16 protein-coding genes are annotated in these 15470 nt (G+C 64.8%); 5 read left to right on the forward strand and 11 right to left on the reverse strand.

The genetic code is table 11. From position 1 onward, the window contains the following. Positions 1-32 precede the first annotated feature (32 nt). Complete coding sequence (locus AB7008_RS16710; protein ID WP_014496916.1) at positions 33-1253, reverse strand: cytochrome P450; 1221 nt, start codon at positions 1251-1253, stop codon at positions 33-35. 59 nt (positions 1254-1312) lie between these two features. Beyond that, positions 1313-1522 (reverse strand): ferredoxin, encoded by a 210-nt coding sequence (locus AB7008_RS16715; RefSeq protein ID WP_247349739.1) that lies wholly within the window; start codon positions 1520-1522, stop codon positions 1313-1315. A gap of 150 nt (positions 1523-1672) precedes the next feature. Between AB7008_RS16715 and AB7008_RS16720 the strand changes: the two genes are divergently transcribed. Then, entirely contained in the window at positions 1673-2320 is a 648-nt protein-coding gene (locus AB7008_RS16720) for a TetR/AcrR family transcriptional regulator (RefSeq protein ID WP_248882011.1), read from the forward strand. Here the strand turns inward: AB7008_RS16720 and AB7008_RS16725 are convergent. The 4 genes from AB7008_RS16725 to AB7008_RS16740 all read right to left on the reverse strand — a co-directional run bounded on the left by AB7008_RS16725 (position 2317) and on the right by AB7008_RS16740 (position 6292). Continuing rightward, positions 2317-2967, reverse strand: a complete 651-nt coding sequence (locus tag AB7008_RS16725) for an aspartate/glutamate racemase family protein (protein ID WP_304493326.1) — start codon at positions 2965-2967, stop codon at positions 2317-2319. The genes AB7008_RS16720 and AB7008_RS16725 overlap by 4 nt on opposite strands. A 73-nt stretch (positions 2968-3040) precedes the next feature. After that, a complete protein-coding gene (locus tag AB7008_RS16730; RefSeq protein ID WP_304493327.1) occupies positions 3041-4054 on the reverse strand; it encodes an amino acid ABC transporter substrate-binding protein in 1014 nt (337 codons plus the stop codon). Between the two features lie 12 nt (positions 4055-4066). Further along, positions 4067-5416, reverse strand: coding sequence for an aspartate aminotransferase family protein (locus AB7008_RS16735; protein WP_304493328.1), 1350 nt, complete (start codon positions 5414-5416; stop codon positions 4067-4069). 3 nt (positions 5417-5419) lie between these two features. Next, on the reverse strand, positions 5420-6292 hold the full coding sequence (locus AB7008_RS16740; RefSeq protein WP_028157133.1) for a MurR/RpiR family transcriptional regulator: 873 nt from the start codon (positions 6290-6292) through the stop codon (positions 5420-5422). Positions 6293-6379: 87 nt separating this feature from the next. Here AB7008_RS16740 and AB7008_RS16745 point away from each other — a divergent pair, with 87 nt between their 5' ends. The 3 genes from AB7008_RS16745 to AB7008_RS16755 all read left to right on the forward strand — a co-directional run bounded on the left by AB7008_RS16745 (position 6380) and on the right by AB7008_RS16755 (position 9011). Beyond that, positions 6380-7567: an amino acid ABC transporter permease gene (locus tag AB7008_RS16745; RefSeq protein WP_304493329.1), complete on the forward strand. Its 1188-nt coding sequence runs from the start codon at positions 6380-6382 to the stop codon at positions 7565-7567. A 2-nt stretch (positions 7568-7569) separates the two neighbouring features. Continuing rightward, complete coding sequence (locus AB7008_RS16750; RefSeq protein WP_304493330.1) at positions 7570-8679, forward strand: amino acid ABC transporter permease; 1110 nt, start codon at positions 7570-7572, stop codon at positions 8677-8679. Positions 8680-8801: 122 nt separating this feature from the next. Beyond that, positions 8802-9011 carry a hypothetical protein gene (locus tag AB7008_RS16755; protein ID WP_304493331.1) on the forward strand — a complete coding sequence of 70 codons (210 nt, stop codon included), beginning with the start codon at positions 8802-8804 and terminating at the stop codon, positions 9009-9011. Between the two features lie 53 nt (positions 9012-9064). On the opposite strand, the gene AB7008_RS16760 is transcribed toward AB7008_RS16755, so the two are convergent. Both AB7008_RS16760 and AB7008_RS16765 read right to left on the reverse strand, forming a co-directional pair. Next, positions 9065-10483: an amidase gene (locus AB7008_RS16760; protein ID WP_304493332.1), complete on the reverse strand. Its 1419-nt coding sequence runs from the start codon at positions 10481-10483 to the stop codon at positions 9065-9067. Positions 10484-10598: 115 nt separating this feature from the next. Further along, complete coding sequence (locus AB7008_RS16765; RefSeq protein WP_014496907.1) at positions 10599-11375, reverse strand: SDR family oxidoreductase; 777 nt, start codon at positions 11373-11375, stop codon at positions 10599-10601. Positions 11376-11534: 159 nt separating this feature from the next. On the opposite strand from AB7008_RS16765, the gene AB7008_RS16770 reads away from it, so the two are divergent. Next, complete coding sequence (locus AB7008_RS16770; RefSeq protein ID WP_028157139.1) at positions 11535-12608, forward strand: tartrate dehydrogenase; 1074 nt, start codon at positions 11535-11537, stop codon at positions 12606-12608. Between the two features lie 47 nt (positions 12609-12655). Here the strand turns inward: AB7008_RS16770 and AB7008_RS16775 are convergent, their stop codons facing one another. From AB7008_RS16775 to AB7008_RS16785, 3 genes are all read right to left on the reverse strand, one after another. Continuing rightward, complete coding sequence (locus tag AB7008_RS16775; RefSeq protein ID WP_304493333.1) at positions 12656-13297, reverse strand: suppressor of fused domain protein; 642 nt, start codon at positions 13295-13297, stop codon at positions 12656-12658. 167 nt (positions 13298-13464) lie between these two features. Next, the gene (locus AB7008_RS16780; RefSeq protein ID WP_304493334.1) at positions 13465-14538 is read right to left on the reverse strand and encodes a malate/lactate/ureidoglycolate dehydrogenase; all 1074 of its coding nucleotides are present in this window, start codon (positions 14536-14538) and stop codon (positions 13465-13467) included. Between the two features lie 11 nt (positions 14539-14549). Further along, on the reverse strand, positions 14550-15461 hold the full coding sequence (locus tag AB7008_RS16785) for an NAD(P)-dependent oxidoreductase (protein WP_212094824.1): 912 nt from the start codon (positions 15459-15461) through the stop codon (positions 14550-14552). Between the last annotated feature and the right edge of the window lie 9 nt (positions 15462-15470).

Below are 15470 nucleotides of genomic sequence, written 5' to 3' on the forward strand. Positions count from 1 at the left end.
GTTCGGCCTCTCTCCGTTGGTCTTGGAAAGGCCTACATCGCCTTTCCGAACAGAAATGGCAACTGGCGGGGGCCTCTCACCGTGCCCTGTGACCAGGTCACCGTGCCTGCCGGATCGAGGGCGAAGTCCGGAATCCGCTTCAGCCATTCCTCCAGCGCAACCTGCATCTCCATGCGTGCAAGGTTGGAACCGACGCAGCGGTGGATGCCGAGGCCGAAGGCGGCATGGCGGTTCTCGCGGCGGTCGATCACGACTTTGTCAGCGTCCGGAAACATCTTGGGGTCGCGGTTGGCGGCCGGGAACGACAGCAGCACCATGTTGCCGGCCTTGACCGGGCAGCCCGAGATCGTGGTCTCCTTGACCACCTCGCGGGCCATGGTCACCGGCGAATAGGCCCGCAGCAGCTCCTCCACGGCGATCGGGATCAGCCCGGGTTCGGCGATCAGCCGCTCGCGGTCGGCCGGCGTTTTCGCGAGATGCCAAAGCGAGGAGCCGATCGCACTCCAGGTGGTGTCGATGCCGGCGATCAGGAGCAGCCGCAGCGAACCCAGCACGTGGGAGTCCTCGAGCGGATTGCCCTCCTTGTCCCTTGCGTTCATCAGGTAGGAGATCAGGTCGTTGGTCGGCTTCTTCTTCCGCTCCTCGATATGGGTGCTGAAATAGGCGCTCATCTCCTGCACGGCCTGGAGCAGCTTGCTCTCGTCCTTGATGCCGAGCTCGAGGATCATGTGGATCCAGTTGATGAACAGGTCGCTGTCGCTCTCGGGAATGCCGAGCATGTGGGCGATGGCCTGAACCGGAATATATTTGCTGTAGCGCGCTGCGGCGTCGACCTTGCCATCGGCGATGAACCCGTCGATCAGTTCGTTGCAGATCGCGCGCATCCGCGGTTCCAGCTTCTTCATCGCATCCGGCGTGAATGGCGGCAGCAGCAATTGCTTGGCCGGCTTGTGCACGGGCGGGTCGGAGGTGATCGGCGGCGCCGCGTTCCTGGAAATCTCCGGCCGGACGTCACGGACGATGATGCGGCGCGAGGAGAAATGCTCGGTGTCGTTGGCGATCTCGCGCACGGCCTCATAGGTCGTCGGCATGTAGCAGCCGAGGAACCGTTCGGTGTGCACCACGGGGCTCGCGGCACGCAGCTCCTCCCAGATCGGGAAGGGATCGTCCGTCCACTGCGGATCGGTGTGGTCGAAATCATGGACCCAGTCGGTCACGGGGGGATGGGCGGCGGGCTGGCTGACGTCGGACATAGCAGGAAATCCCTTGGGGCTCGTGTTCGCTGAAAGCACGCAAGCGGGCAGGGGCCGCGCTACTCTTCGATCACATCGATCGCAATTTCCGGGCAGTTGGATTTGGCAAGCCAGGCCTTGTCTTCGAGGCCGGGCGGCACGGTGCCGTCGCCGGCCTCATGGGCGTTGCCGTATTCGTCGAGCTCGAACAGCTCCGGTGCGAGTGCCTTGCAGCGTGCGTGGCCCTGGCATTTGTCGGGATCGACGTGAATCCTCAGTCGCTCTGTCATGGCGGCTTCCTCGGTCGTGTGCGCGGGACCCGAAGGCCGCGCGATCCTCATGTCAATTTTATCGGCGGCATTTGCCGTCGTTAAGTTATATGCTATTACATTCGCGGCGGGCTTCCCCTGTCAAGCGCAAACTTATAGGCTTGACGTAACATGCGTTCACAACTCGTCCGTAAGCCGGAGAATACCTACCACCATGGCGATCTCCGTGACGCCCTGATCAAGGCCGCGCTGCGCGAGGCGGAGCAGGGCGGCGCCGAGGCGATCAGCATCAAGGCGCTTGCCAAACAGCTCGGCGTCTCGCAGCCGGCGCCGTATCGGCATTTTGCCGACCGTGATGCGCTGCTAACGGCGGTGACGGCGGAGGCGTTCCGGCAGCTCAGTGCACTTCTGCGCGAGGCGATGGCGAAGCCGTCGAAGCAATCGAAACTGTCGCGGCTGGCGCAGGCGACGCTCGATTTCGGTCTGCGCCGCAACGGCATCTATCGCCTGATGTTCGCCTCCCGCACCGTGTCATGCTCGGCCAAGGGCAGCGAACTGCACGACGCCACGCGCGAGACTTTCGCGCTGGTGATCGAAGCCCTCGAGGCGCCGGCGGTCGGCTTCTTGCGCGAGCGGCAAGCGCTCAAGATCTGGGCGGCATTGCATGGCGTGGTGATGCTGGCCGAGCAGGGCCTGTTCACCGGCGAGGCCGCGCATGCCACGCGCGAGGAACTGGTCGAGGACTTTGTGAGCGAAACGAAGGTCGCGCTTGCTGCTGCGATCAAGGATGCGCGACGTCGGAAAAAGGCCGGCGCCTAGGCCTTCGCTTTCAGCAGCCTCATCAGCTTGTCGACCGCGCTGTCCGGAGTCGTCACGACCGGGCGGCCGGTGGCCTCGGCGACCAGCGGCGCGGTTGCCGCGATGCTGAATTGCGCGAGCGCAATGACGTCGCAATCGCGCAAGTCCATTGACGCCTCGACAATCAGCCTGTCGTGCGTGGCGCGATCGCCGCGATCGAGTGCCGCCAGCGCGCCCTCGGCGAGTTTCGGCACGACCTGGGCCGAGGGCGGAAATTCCGGTGGCATCGAGGCCAGTGTCGGCGGGAAGGTCGAGAGCAGGCCGATCCGCTTGCCCATGGCCACGGCCTGCTCGATCATCGCCTCATTCGGCTTCAGCGCGGGCATCGGCGCATGTGCGCGCGCGACGGCCTCGATGCAGGGGCCGAAGGCCGAGCAGGTGAACAGGATTCCGTTCGCTCCGGTTGCCGCCGCATAATCGCCGAGCGCAAGGAAGCGCTCGGTCATGGCATCGTTGAGCGCGCCGTCGCGGGCCAGATCCGCCGACAGGCTGTCATCGAGCAGGTTCATCAGCCGTGCCTCCGGCCACGCCTTCGCGAACGCGGCCTCGATCGGCGCGATGGAATGCTTGAGGGCATGGATGAGGGCGATGCGTGGGGGCGTCGTCATTGGAGGTGATTACCTGGCAGGTCTCGCACCCCGGACGGCAGCGTTGCACGCTGCACGTCCGGGACACGCGTGTTTACTTGAACGGCACCGCGTACATCAAGCCGCCCTTGCTCCAGAGGCCGTTGAGGCCGCGGTCGAGCTTGAGCGGGCTCGCCTTGCCGACATTGCGCTCGTAGATCTCACCGTAATTGCCGGTGGCCTTGATCACCGTCACCAGCCATTTGTTGTCGAGACCGAGCCGCGAGCCGAGGTCGCCGGAGGCACCCAGCAGGCGCTGGACCGCCGGCGTCTGTGACTTCGCCATCTCGTCGACATTGCCTTGCGTGACGCCAAGCTCCTCGGCCTCGATCAGGCCGTAATGCAACCAGGTGATGATGTCGCTCCAGACCTCGTCGCCATTGCGGGTGAAGGGCCCGAGCGGCTCCTTGCTGATGGTCTGCGGCAGCACGACATAGTCGGCCGGATTCGGCGCCGCGGTCGTCACGGCGCCGGCGAGCGCGGAGGCGTCCTGGGTCATGGCATCGCAGCGGCCGCCGAAGAAGGTCTGGTACATGGTGTCGACGCGGTCGAACACCAGCGGCTTCCAGTCGATGCCGTTGGCGCGGCCGTAATCGCCGAGCGTGACTTCATGCGTGGTGCCCTGCGCGACGCAGACCGTGGCGCCCTTGAGGTCCTTCAGCTCCTTGACGCCGAGGTCCTTCTTCACGACAAAACCTTGGCCGTCGTAGAAGTTGATCGGACCCTGGCGGAGGCCCAGCGTCACGCCGCGCAGATAGGTCTGGGTCGAGTTGCGGTAGAGTACGTCGATCTCGCCCGATTGCAGCGCGGTGAAGCGATTCTGTGCGGTCAGCGAGACGTAGCGGACCTTGCTGGCATCGCCGAGCACGCCGGCAGCGAGCGCGCGGCAATAATCGACGTCGAGACCCTTGTAATTGCCCTGCGAGTCCGGCGCGGAGAAACCGGCAAAGCCGGCGCTGACGCCGCAGATCAGCGTTCCGCGGCTCTTCACCGTGTCGAGCGTCGCCGCCGACGCGGCAATCGTCGATGCCGCGAGCATGCTCGCCGCGATAACCACTTTCCTCATCATATGACTCTCCCCTCAGTGATTGACACTACGCAACACGTTGTCGACGGCGGTGCCGAGCTTATAGACGATCAGATCGATCTCGTCAGCCGAAGCGATATAGGGCGGCGCCAGCAGCACATGGTCGCCACGGACGCCGTCCACGGTACCGCCACCCGGATAGCAGCCGAGCCCGTTGGCGAAGGCTTCCGCCTTGATCTTCTGGTTCAGCTTGAGCGCGGGATCGAACGAGGTGCGGCCGGCGCGATCGGCGACGAGCTCGATCGCCCAGAACAAACCACGGCCCCTGATGTCGCCGACATGGCGGTGATTGCCGAAGCGCTCGGTCAGGCGCTGCTCGAGCCGCTTGCCGCGCTCCTTGACGCGGTCGAGCAGGCGGTCCTCGCGGATCACGTCCTGCACCGCGAGTGCGGCCGCGCAGGCGAGGGGATGCGCCAGATAGGTGTGGCCATGCTGGAACGCGCCGGAGCCCGAGCGGATGGTGTCGATGATCTTGCCGCTCGCGAGCATCGCGCCGATCGGCTGGTAGCCGCCGCCGAGGCCCTTTGCGATCGCCTGGATATCGGGAGCAACGCCCTCCTGCTCCCAGGCGTGCGTCGTGCCGGTGCGGCCCATGCCGCTCATGACTTCGTCGAGGATGAGGAGGGCGCCATGCCGGTCGCAGATCTCGCGCACGGCCTTGAAGTAGCCGTCCGGTGCCGTCACCGCACCGGCGGTGGCACCGACGACGGGCTCGGCAAGGAACGCGGCGACGGTGTCGGGGCCAAGCCGCTGAAACTCGGCTTCGAGCTCCGCGGCCAGTCGCGCCACGAACTGCGCATCGGATTCGCCCTCGTGCTTCTCGTGATAGGCAAAGGCCGGCGTCACATGGCTGAAGGCACCGGACAGCAGCGGCGCATAGGGCGCGCGCCGCCAGGCATTGCCACCGGCGGCGAGCGCGCCGAGCGTGTTGCCGTGATAGCTCTGCCGCCGCGCAATGAAGTGCTGCCGCTGCGGCTCGCCGCGCTCGATGAAATATTGCCGGGCGAGCTTGATGCTGGCCTCGATCGCCTCCGATCCGCCGCTGACGAAATAGGCGTAGGCGAGACCGCCGGGTTCATGCCCGACCAGCGTCTCGGCCAGCGCCTCGGCCGGCTCGGAGGAGAAGAAGGCGGTGTGCGCATAGGCCAGCGTCGAGGCTTGTTTTGCCATCGCCGCGATCACGCGCGGATGCTGATGGCCGAGGCAGGAGACGGCTGCGCCGCCGGAGGCGTCGATTACGCGCCGCCCGTCCTCGGCGAAGAGATAGACGCCTTCGCCGCCGATCGCCATGGGCGGCGTTTCGCGCAACGAACGGTGCAGCACGCGGCTGGTGCGAGCGGCCATGGGTCAACCTTTCTCTGGGACGTAAGTGGAGGCCGCGGCGAGCCGCGCCTCGGTGGTTTCCAGGCGCTTCTTCGCAGCCGTGCCGCCGAGCGAGAATGTTACCGCCGCGAGCGATTGCGCAATCGCGATGGCGCCCGTGAGACTCGGGAAGAAGCCGGGGGAAGAGGCCGCCTCGAACAGCAGCACGTGGTCGGCGCCTTCGGCCATCGGCGCCGAGAGGCTGTCCGCGATCGCGATCAGCGCTGCGCCGGCACGATGGGCGGCCTGCGCAACACGGACGCTCGCATGCGTGTAGGGCAGGAAGCCAATGACGATGACGGCTTCGCCGGGACGAAAGGCACCAAGATCGAGATCGTCGGGGCCGGAGGCGCCGACGAGTTGCACCTGTTCGGGACGGAACAGCCGGAGCTCGTAGTTCAAGAGCTCCGCGACGCTCCGGCAGCTTCGGTAACCAGCAATCCAGATCCGCTTGGCGTCGTGCAGCGCGCGGGCAGCGTCCGCAATCGGCTGGGCCGGAATGCGCGGAAGGCCTGCGCCCTCGGCCTCGAGCTTGTCGGTGACGAGCGCGACATCGGCGTTCGGGCCGTGACGGCGGCTCTTGGCGCGGCCGGAGAAAGGTGAGATCTGCGACGGCCGCCGCGCTTCGGTGAGTGCCGCGCGCAATTGGTCCCAGCCGGAATAGCCGATGGCCTTGGCAAGCCGCGTGAATGCGGCCGGGTCGGCGCCGGCCTCGGCGGCAAGATCGCGCATCGAACGGGTGGTGGCGTCGTAGTCATTGGCGGCAACGAAGCGGCCGACCTCCTGCAACCGCAGGGGGAGCGATGGCAACGCAATGCGCAGTTCGCTCAAGGGCGAGGATTTCGCGGGCTCGGCCATGAAACATTTGTTGCACGGTTTTCAGATTGGTGCAACAGTTGACGTGCGCCGCCGGAAATCGTTGCTTTTGAGAAGGATTTTTGTGCTGTGACTTCAGACAGTCCAAGACCGCCGCCCCGCCGTCGCTTCTTCGGCGGATTTGGCCGCCGAGAGCTGCAAGGCCTGTTCTGGCAGGTGCTCGTCGTCGGAATCGTGCTTGGGGTTGTCGCCTTCCTCTGGTCCAACACCGTCACCAATCTCTCGGCCCGCCGCATCACGACCGGCTTCGCTTTCCTCGGCCGCGAAGCCGGCATGCCGATCGCCGACAGCTTGCTCTCTTATAATCCGAGAGACACGTACCTGTGGGCCTTCGTCGTCGGTATCGCCAACACCTTGCGCGTCGCCGTGATCGGCATCGTGCTCGCGACGATCCTGGGCACGCTGATCGGTATTTCGCGTCTCTCCGCCAACTGGCTGTTGTCGCGGCTCGCCGCCGTCTATGTCGAGACGCTCCGCGACATCCCGCTGCTGCTGCAGCTCCTGTTCTGGTACGTGTTGATGCAGGCGCTGCCGGCCGCGCGCGCGGCCTGGCGGCCGGTCGAGGGCGTGTTTCTGTCCAATCGCGGCCTGATCCTGCCGGCGATTCCGCTGCGATCGCCGCAGCTCTGGGTGCTCGGTACGGCCGTGCTCGGGGTTGCCGTGTTCTACCTCATCAGGCGATGGCTGATCGCGCAGCAGATGCGCGACGGCAAGCCGCGGCCGGCGTGGCCCTTTGCGCTCGGCTTCATCGTCGCGCTGCCGGCGGCAATGTCCGTGGCGCTTGGTGTGTCCTGGAAGATCGAATGGCCGGAGCTGCGCGGCTTCAACTTCGTCGGCGGGCTGACGCTCGCGCCGGAATATTTCGCGCTGCTGATCGCGCTCGTGACCTACACCTCGGCCTTCATCGCCGAGATCGTGCGCAGCGGCATCCAGTCCGTGCCGCGCGGACAATGGGATGCCGCCAATGCGCTGGGCTTGCGCCGCAGCTTCATGCTGCGGCAGATCATCCTGCCCCAGGCGCTGCGCGTCATTGTGCCGCCGATGACGAGCCAGTATCTCAACCTCACCAAGAACTCGTCGCTCGCGGTTGCGATCGGCTATCAGGACGTGGTCTCGGTTGCCAACACCACGCTGAACCAGACCGGGCAGGCGATCGAGGCGATCGCGCTGATCATGGCGGTGTTCTTGACCATCAGCCTCGGCATCAGCTTCTTCATGAACTGGTACAATTCGCGCATCGCGCTGGTGGAGCGCTGAGCATGACCGCGATCACCGATATTCCGGACGCACCGCGGGCCGCCCGCCGCCCGCAGATTGGCAATCCGGCGCTGCGCTGGCTGCGCACCAATTTGTTCTCGTCGATCCCGAACGGCATCCTCACGGTCGTGCTGCTGGTGATCCTGGCGAAGGGCATTTTCAGCTTCGTCCAATGGGGCATCGCCAACGCGGTGTGGCTGACGCCGGCGAATGACTCCAGCGCCTGCAAGGCCGTGCGCGGCCTTGGCGCCTGTTGGGCGATCATTCCCGAAAAATATCGCTTCATCCTGTTCGGCACCTATCCGTTCGACGAACAGTGGCGGCCGGCGCTGTCGGTCGTCCTGTTCATCGCGCTGTTCTATCTCTCCACCCGCCGCGCCCTGTGGCGGCGCGAGCTGGCCTATATCTGGATCGGCGCGCTCGCACTGATCAGCGTGCTGATGTGGGGCGGGGTGTTCGGGCTCTCCTTCGTCTCGCAGGACCGCTGGGGCGGATTGCCGGTGACGCTGATCCTGGCGACGTTTGGTCTCGCGTTCGGCTTCCCGCTCGGTATCCTCGTTGCACTCGGCCGGCGCTCAAAGCTGCCGGCGATCCGCTCGCTCTCGGTGCTCTATGTCGAGCTGATCCGCGGCGTGCCGCTTGTGAGCCTGTTGTTCATGGCGAGCGTGATGTTTCCGCTGTTCATGCCGAGCGGATTCAATATCGACAAGCTGTTGCGCGCGCAGATCGCCATCATCCTGTTCGCCGGAGCTTATCTCGCCGAGGTCATCCGCGGCGGTCTTCAGGCCGTGCCGCGCGGGCAATATGAGGCTGCAGACGCGCTGGGGCTGTCCTACTGGCGCAAGCACCGGCTGATCGTGCTGCCGCAGGCGATCCGCCACGTCATTCCGCCGCTGGTCAACACCTTCATCGCCTTCTTCAAGGACACCAGCCTCGTGCTGATCATCGGCATCTTCGACCTGTTGACGACGGCCAAGACCGCGATCATCGATCCCGCCTGGCAGCAATTCTCGGTCGAGGTCTATATCTTCGTCGCCGCGATCTACTTTGTGTTTTGCTTCGCGATGTCGCGTTACAGCCGTAACCTGGAGGCTCACGCCGGCGCGAGGTGACCCTCGATCACAAAATGCTTATGCCGTGCCTATAACGCGTGCCGGGATTCAAACTGGGAATCCTACGTTGCGAGGCCCACCTGAATATGGCTGGTGGCACTCAACAAGAGGCACGTCACATCATGATCAAGTCTGTTCTCACCGCGTCGGCGATGCTGGTCGTACTTTGCTCCGCCGCATCCGCCCATGACGCAATGAAGCACCAACACATGGCTTCGGCGACCGCCATCCAGATGTCGGAAGCGCATCGGAACTCGTTCGCTTTCGCACCGGCGGAGGAGCCCGTCGCCGATGCGCATCAATATCACGGCGGACCGAAGGTGAACGACTAGGACCTGAGCGGCGCACGGCGGGGGCCGCCAAGCTCCCGCCGGTGCGGCTCAGATTATGCCTTCACCTTGGGATCGATCGGCGTAGAGCCGCGCAGACCCAGAATATCCTCCAACACCTTCGCGCCGGCTATCACCTGCGCATCCGCTCGCGGGGCACCGACCACCTGCACGCCGACCGGGAGGCCAGACGCCGTAAAGCCGCAGGGCAGCGACAGCGACGGGCAGCAGCCGAGCGTGATGGCGTAGACGATGCCGAGCCATTCGACATAGTTCTCGAACTTCTTGCCGGCGCATTCGGCGACATAGCGGTGTTCGATCGGGAAGGGCGGCACGATCGTGGTTGGCGTCAACAGCAGGTCGTAGGTCTTGAAGAACTCGATCGCGCGTGCGGTCATGCCGACGCGCTGCGCCTCGGCGCGCGCGAGTTGCTCGACGGTGAGCTTGAGGCCTTCCTCGATGTTCCAGATCACCTCGGGCTTCAGAAGGTCGCGTTTGGTCCGCAGCAGATTGGCCTTGGTGATCGCGAAATCGAAGGCGCGCAGGACGTGGAAGCATTCATGCGCCTCGCGCCAGTCCGGATGCGCTTCTTCCACGATAGCGCCTGCGTCGGCAAAACGTTTCGCGGCCTTGCGCGTGATCGCCTTGACCTCGGGATCGACCGGCGTGATGCCGAGATCTGGCGAATAGGCGATGCGCTTCGGCTTCTTGCCTGACTGCGCCGCCGACAGGAACGAGGTCGCAGGCGCGGGCAGCGAGAGCGGGTCGTCTGCATAGTCGCCGCTCATGGCATCCAACAGCAGCGCAAGATCCTCGACGTTGCGCGCCATCGGCCCCACCACGCCGAGATTGCGGTCGATCGCCGACTTGGGCGTATGTGCGACTCGCCCGATGCTCGGCCGCATGCCGACCACGCCGCAGAAGGCTGCGGGGCTGCGCAAGCTGCCGCCCATGTCGGAGCCCTGGGCGAGCCAGGCCATGCCGGTGGCCAGCGCCACCGCCGCGCCGCCGGAGGAGCCGGCCGCAGACTTCGTCGTATCCCAGGGATTGAGCGTCGCGCCGAACACTTCGTTGAAGGTGTTGGCGCCGGCGCCGAATTCCGGTGTGTTTGACTTGGCGTAGACGACCGCGCCATTGCCTTCGAGGTTCTCGACCATGAGGTCGGACTTCGCGGGGATGTTGTCTTTGAAGATCGGCGAGCCCTGTGTATTCAGCACGCCGGCAACGTCGGTGAGATCCTTGATCGGCACCGGCAGGCCCGCGAGCAGTCCGCGCGCGCCGGCCGGCTTCTGCATCAGCGTTTTCGCGTTATCCCGCGCGCGATCGAAGCACAGCGTCGGCAGCGCATTGACCTTGCCGTCGACCTCCTTGACGCGCTTCTCCACCACATCCAGCAGTTCGAGCGGCGAGACGTCGCCGGAGCGCAGCTTGTCGACGACGGCGCAGGCGGTTTCGCGGATCAGGTCTTGAGACAACTATTTTACTCCTGTGCTTATTGTGCCGTCATTGCGAGCGCAGCGAAGCAATCCAGACTTGCCACAGCGGATGCGTTCCTGGATGGCTTCGTTGCGCTCGCAATGACGGGAAAAACTAACCCCAGCCCGCGCTGATGCCGCCATCCACGGTATAGATGACCCCCGACGTATATCCGGCGCGATCAGACGCCAGGAACGCCATGAGATCGCCGATCTCGCGCGCATGCGCGGGCCGGCCGAGCGGCAGGCTCTTCTGGAATTCCTTGTAGCGGCTCTCATCGCCGAACTGGTGCTTTGCCCGCGTCTTGAGCAAGGTGACGTGGCGATCGGTGCCGACCGGACCGGGATTGATGCCGACCACGCGGATGTTGTCGGCGAGGCTCTTGCCGCCGAGCGCGCGGGTGAAGGCCATCAATGCGGCGTTGCCGGCGCTGCCGCAGATGTAATTGGCGTCGAATTTTTCGCCGGCCGCGCCGATGTCATTGACGATGACGCCGCCGCCCTTCGCCTTCATCTGCGCGTAGATCTGCCGCGTCAGGTTGATGTAGCCGAACACTTTCAATTCCCAGGCGTGCCGCCAGGTCGCCTCGTCGATCTTGTCGATGGAGCCGCCGGGGATGTCGCCGGCATTGTTGACGAGCACGTCGATGTCGGCGGCTTCCCTCGCGAGCCGCGCCACGTCCTCGGCCTTGCGCAGGTCCACGATGCTCGTCGCGGCATCGATCTGGTGCGCGGAGCGCAGGCGGTCCGCCAGCGCCTTGAGCTGGTCGCCGCTGCGGGCGGCGAGCAGGAGGTTTGCGCCTTCCTCGGCGAACGCCTCGGCGGCGGCTGCGCCAATGCCTTTGGACGCGCCCGTGATCAGGACGCGCTTGCCACGCAGATGCAGATCCATGGAGGGTACTCGCTTGGTGGGAACATCAGGATCAAACCAGTAGGCGCTCGGCCGCGCCACGGTCAACATTGCAGTGCAGCGTTGCACTGCTGCCGAGTTTGGTCCATTGCAGTGCGGTCAAAAAGGCGGCGGCTGCCGGACCAACCAAGGACGTTCTCGATGAGCAAGAAACAATACCGGATTGCAGTCATTCCCGGCGACGGTATCGGCAAGGAAGTGATGCCCGAGGGCCTGCGTGTTCTGGAGGCAGCGGCGAAGAAGCACGGGGTGTCCCTGCATTTCGACCATTTCGACTTCTCGTCCTGGGACTATTACGAGAAGCACGGCCAGATGATGCCCGACGACTGGAAGGAAAAGATCGGCAAGCATGACGCGATCTATTTCGGCGCGGTCGGCTGGCCGGCCAAGATTCCGGATCACGTCTCGCTGTGGGGGTCGCTGATCAAGTTTCGCCGCGAGTTCGACCAGTATGTGAATTTGCGCCCGGTGCGGCTGATGCCCGGCGTGCCGTCGCCGCTGGCGAACCGCAAGCCCGGCGACATCGATTTCTGGGTGGTGCGCGAGAACACCGAAGGTGAATATTCCTCCGTCGGCGGCCGCATGTTCCCGGATACCGACCGCGAGTTCGTCACGCAGCAGACGGTGATGACCCGCACCGGCGTCGACCGCATCCTGAAATTCGCTTTCGAGCTCGCACAGTCGCGGCCGAAGAAGCACCTGACCTCGGCGACCAAGTCCAACGGCATCTCCATCACCATGCCCTATTGGGACGAGCGCGTGGAGGCGATGGCCAAGAAGTTTCCGGGCGTGAAGTGGGACAAGTACCACATCGACATCCTGACCGCGAACTTTGTGCTGCATCCGGACTGGTTCGACGTCGTGGTCGGCTCGAATCTGTTCGGTGACATCCTCTCCGATCTCGGCCCGGCCTGCACCGGCACCATCGGCATCGCGCCATCAGGCAACATCAACCCCGAGGGCGATTTCCCCTCGGTGTTCGAGCCGGTGCACGGCTCGGCGCCCGACATTGCCGGGCAGGGCATCGCCAACCCGATCGGCGCGATCTGGTCCGGCGCGATGATGCTCGAGCACCTCGGCGAGAAGATCGCCGGCAAGTCGATCGTCGATGCGATCGAGCGCACGCTCGCCGAACGCACGCTGCGCACCAAGGACCTCGGCGGCAACGCCGACACGACTGCCTGCGGCAAGGCGGTTGCGGATATGGTGGATTGAGGAGAGGCGAACTGCGTAGGGCGGGTTAGCCGAAGGCGTAACCCACCCTACACATACGATTTCCGCGCCGGATCGAAGATCGGCGGATAGTCATGCTCGTCGAGCAGATCGAGAAACGGATCGAGCCCCCTGGACTTGATCAGCTCCAGCTCCTGACGCGAGATCAGGTTCATCGTCAGGATCTCCACCGGGTCGCCCGCAATCTCGAGCGCCTCGGCGATGCGCTTATCCGGGCCGATGATCGGGGTCAGAAACAGGAACGTCTGAAATTCCGTTCCGGCCATCGGCGGCGCGGGCATCGCGACCCGGTGACCAAAGCCGAACCAGTTCGTGTCGATGAACGGCAGATTGGCGAGCCAGCGCAGATTGGCGCAGATCTCCGGCGTCGGCTCGCCGACGTACCACATCAGCTCGGCACGCGGCTTCGCGTCCCCATGCACTCCCGGCATCCGCTGTTCGCTCATGCCGTTGGTGAGAAGGACATAACCTTCGTCAGATCCCTCTTCGCACACCGGCACGAAATCGCGGCCAAATGCGTGGATGTCGATGCGGCGCTCCGCGCTGTCGGTGAAGCTGTGCTCGGGCTCGCCAAGCTCGCTTTCATAGATCGCGAGCCGATGCCGGTAGAAGTCGGTTTCGGGTAACGGCTCGCTCGAGCCGGACATGAGCTTCGCAAGACGGGAGAACATGTGAACCTCGGGGGCGGGTGTGGACCGTGATATTCGCGTTGTCGTGAGACGACGCGGGCCGGTTCAAGTCCGCTCCACGAGTGCGGTGATGCTTCGCCTTAGTCCAGACCTCGTTGCACGATAGTGCACTTGGCCGGGCTCTTCTCAGCGATGCGCTTCGTTCCCGACTAGCCCGCGATCTTCTCGATCGCAGCCTGGTCCAGTCCGAACTTCTTCCCGGCCTCCAGGATTTCCTGCCAGGTGGTCGGGTCGACCGGAATGCCTTCGGCCAGACGCTTCTTCCTGGTTTCGCGTTCGGGATCGCCTGCGATCTTCACCTTGTCGACGCCGGGCGCGGGCGGCGAGCCGGTGTGCCAGGCAACGAAGCTTTCGACTTCGCGCGCGAGGTTTTCGCCGGTGCCGAGCTTGCCCGGATCGATGATGATCGAGAGCATGCCGTTGAGGACGTTGTACTTGCCGTCGGACGGGCCCTTGACCACCTGCCCGCCGGACAGCGCGCCGCCGAGGATTTCGCACACGAGTGCGAGGCCGGAGCCCTTGTGCTCGCCGAACGGCAGGATGGCGCCGTGCGGCGGGATCACGGTGTAGCGCGGATTTGTGGTCGGCTTGCCTTCGTTGTCGATGATGGTGCCGGGCTCGAGCTCGACGCCCTTGTTGTGGGCGACGCGGGTCTTGCCTTGCGCGATCCTGCTGGTGGCGAAGTCGAGCACGATCGGATCCTTGCCCCTGCGCGGGATGCCGACACAGAACGGGTTGGTGCCGTGGCGCGCATCGCTGCCGCCCCACGGCGCCACGATCGGGCGCGAGATCACGTTGACGAAGTGGATCGAGACCAGCCCGTGGTCGATGCACTGCTCGGCCCAATGGCCGATGCGGCCGATGTGGTGCGAGTTGGAGAGGCCGACGAGACACACGCCGTTGCGCTTGGCGCGCTCGGCCGCCAGCTCCATCGCTTCATGGCCGATCACCTGGCCATAGCCGGTGAGTCCGTCCAGGGTGAGAAGCGGGCCGGTGTCGAGCACGATCTTGACATGCTGGTTCACGGCGAGGCCGCCCGTGGTGACGCTCTGGACATAGCGCGGGATCATGCCGACGCCGTGCGAGTCGTGCCCTCTCAGATTGGCCTCGACGAGGTTGGTGGACACGAGCTCGGCTTCGCGGTCCGTAGAGCCGCCCGCCTTGACGATGGCACGGACGACGTTGATGAGCGGCTGTGCCTTGATGGTGCGATAGTCGGCCATTGTTGTTGCTTTTATCCCTTCACGATCCGGCGGCAATGGACCCACGCCGCTTCAATCAGGTTCTCGCTCGCTTCCGGCGTGCGGAAGGCCGAATGCGCCGACAGCGTCACGTTCGGCAGTTTTGTCAGCGGGTGGTCGCCGGGCAGGGGCTCGATGTTGAAGACGTCGAGGCCGGCATGGCGGATGTGGCCGGACTTCAGCGCGTCGATCATCGCGGGCTCGTCGACGACTGCGGCACGCGCGGTGTTGATCAGGATGACACCGGGCTTCATCGCAAAAATCTTCTCGCGCGTGATCATGCCGCGGGTCTCGTCGTTGAGCAGCAGATGCAGCGACACGACGTCGCTTCTCGCCAACAGCGTGTCGAGATCGGTGAACTCGACGCCCGGATGGCTCTTTGGCGACCGGTTCCATGCGATCACCTTCATGCCTGAGCCGACCGCAATGCGTGCGACTTCCGCCGCGATGCCGCCGAAGCCGATCAAGCCGAGCGTCTTGCCGGTGAGCTGCATGCCATCCTCGCGCAGCCAATTACCGACGCGCATCTCGCGGTCCATCATCGCGATGACCCGGGCGGAGGCCCACATCAGCGCGATCGCCGACTCCGCGACTGCCGTGTCGCCATAGCCCTTGATCAGATGCACGGAGATGCCGAGCTCGGCGAGCTCTTCCGGATTCATATAGCTGCGCGCGCCGGTGCCGAGGAACACGACGTGCTTGAGGCCGGCGCATTTCTTCGCGACCTCGGTCGGCAGCGCGGTATGATCGACGATCGCGATCTCCGCACCATCGAGGACTTCAGGATATTGCTCGGGCTTGATGTCGGGGTCCCTGTGGATCCGCACCTCGGGATCGCCGGGCTTCTCCAGCCGCTCCATGATCACGGCGAGGGCTTCGTTGGCGTCGACGAAAACTCCGCGCATGGCTCTCTC

Origin of the sequence: Bradyrhizobium sp. 521_C7_N1_3 (genome assembly GCF_052075975.1) — a bacterium.
Lineage (GTDB): Bacteria > Pseudomonadota > Alphaproteobacteria > Rhizobiales > Xanthobacteraceae > Bradyrhizobium > Bradyrhizobium japonicum.

What these genes read in the sequence shown, in the direction of transcription:
- AB7008_RS16730 (WP_304493327.1), bottom strand. Translation starts at nt 4,054, where the DNA reads ATGATGAGGAAAGTGGTTATCGCGGCGAGCATGCTCGCGGCATCGACG.
- AB7008_RS16770 (WP_028157139.1), top strand. Translation starts at nt 11,535, where the DNA reads ATGAGCAAGAAACAATACCGGATTGCAGTCATTCCCGGCGACGGTATC.
- AB7008_RS16715 (WP_247349739.1), bottom strand. Translation starts at nt 1,522, where the DNA reads ATGACAGAGCGACTGAGGATTCACGTCGATCCCGACAAATGCCAGGGC.
- AB7008_RS16725 (WP_304493326.1), bottom strand. Translation starts at nt 2,967, where the DNA reads ATGACGACGCCCCCACGCATCGCCCTCATCCATGCCCTCAAGCATTCC.
- AB7008_RS16750 (WP_304493330.1), top strand. Translation starts at nt 7,570, where the DNA reads ATGACCGCGATCACCGATATTCCGGACGCACCGCGGGCCGCCCGCCGC.
- AB7008_RS16720 (WP_248882011.1), top strand. Translation starts at nt 1,673, where the DNA reads ATGCGTTCACAACTCGTCCGTAAGCCGGAGAATACCTACCACCATGGC.
- AB7008_RS16740 (WP_028157133.1), bottom strand. Translation starts at nt 6,292, where the DNA reads ATGGCCGAGCCCGCGAAATCCTCGCCCTTGAGCGAACTGCGCATTGCG.
- AB7008_RS16735 (WP_304493328.1), bottom strand. Translation starts at nt 5,416, where the DNA reads ATGGCCGCTCGCACCAGCCGCGTGCTGCACCGTTCGTTGCGCGAAACG.
- AB7008_RS16775 (WP_304493333.1), bottom strand. Translation starts at nt 13,297, where the DNA reads ATGTTCTCCCGTCTTGCGAAGCTCATGTCCGGCTCGAGCGAGCCGTTA.
- AB7008_RS16710 (WP_014496916.1), bottom strand. Translation starts at nt 1,253, where the DNA reads ATGTCCGACGTCAGCCAGCCCGCCGCCCATCCCCCCGTGACCGACTGG.
- AB7008_RS16755 (WP_304493331.1), top strand. Translation starts at nt 8,802, where the DNA reads ATGATCAAGTCTGTTCTCACCGCGTCGGCGATGCTGGTCGTACTTTGC.
- AB7008_RS16765 (WP_014496907.1), bottom strand. Translation starts at nt 11,375, where the DNA reads ATGGATCTGCATCTGCGTGGCAAGCGCGTCCTGATCACGGGCGCGTCC.
- AB7008_RS16780 (WP_304493334.1), bottom strand. Translation starts at nt 14,538, where the DNA reads ATGGCCGACTATCGCACCATCAAGGCACAGCCGCTCATCAACGTCGTC.
- AB7008_RS16785 (WP_212094824.1), bottom strand. Translation starts at nt 15,461, where the DNA reads ATGCGCGGAGTTTTCGTCGACGCCAACGAAGCCCTCGCCGTGATCATG.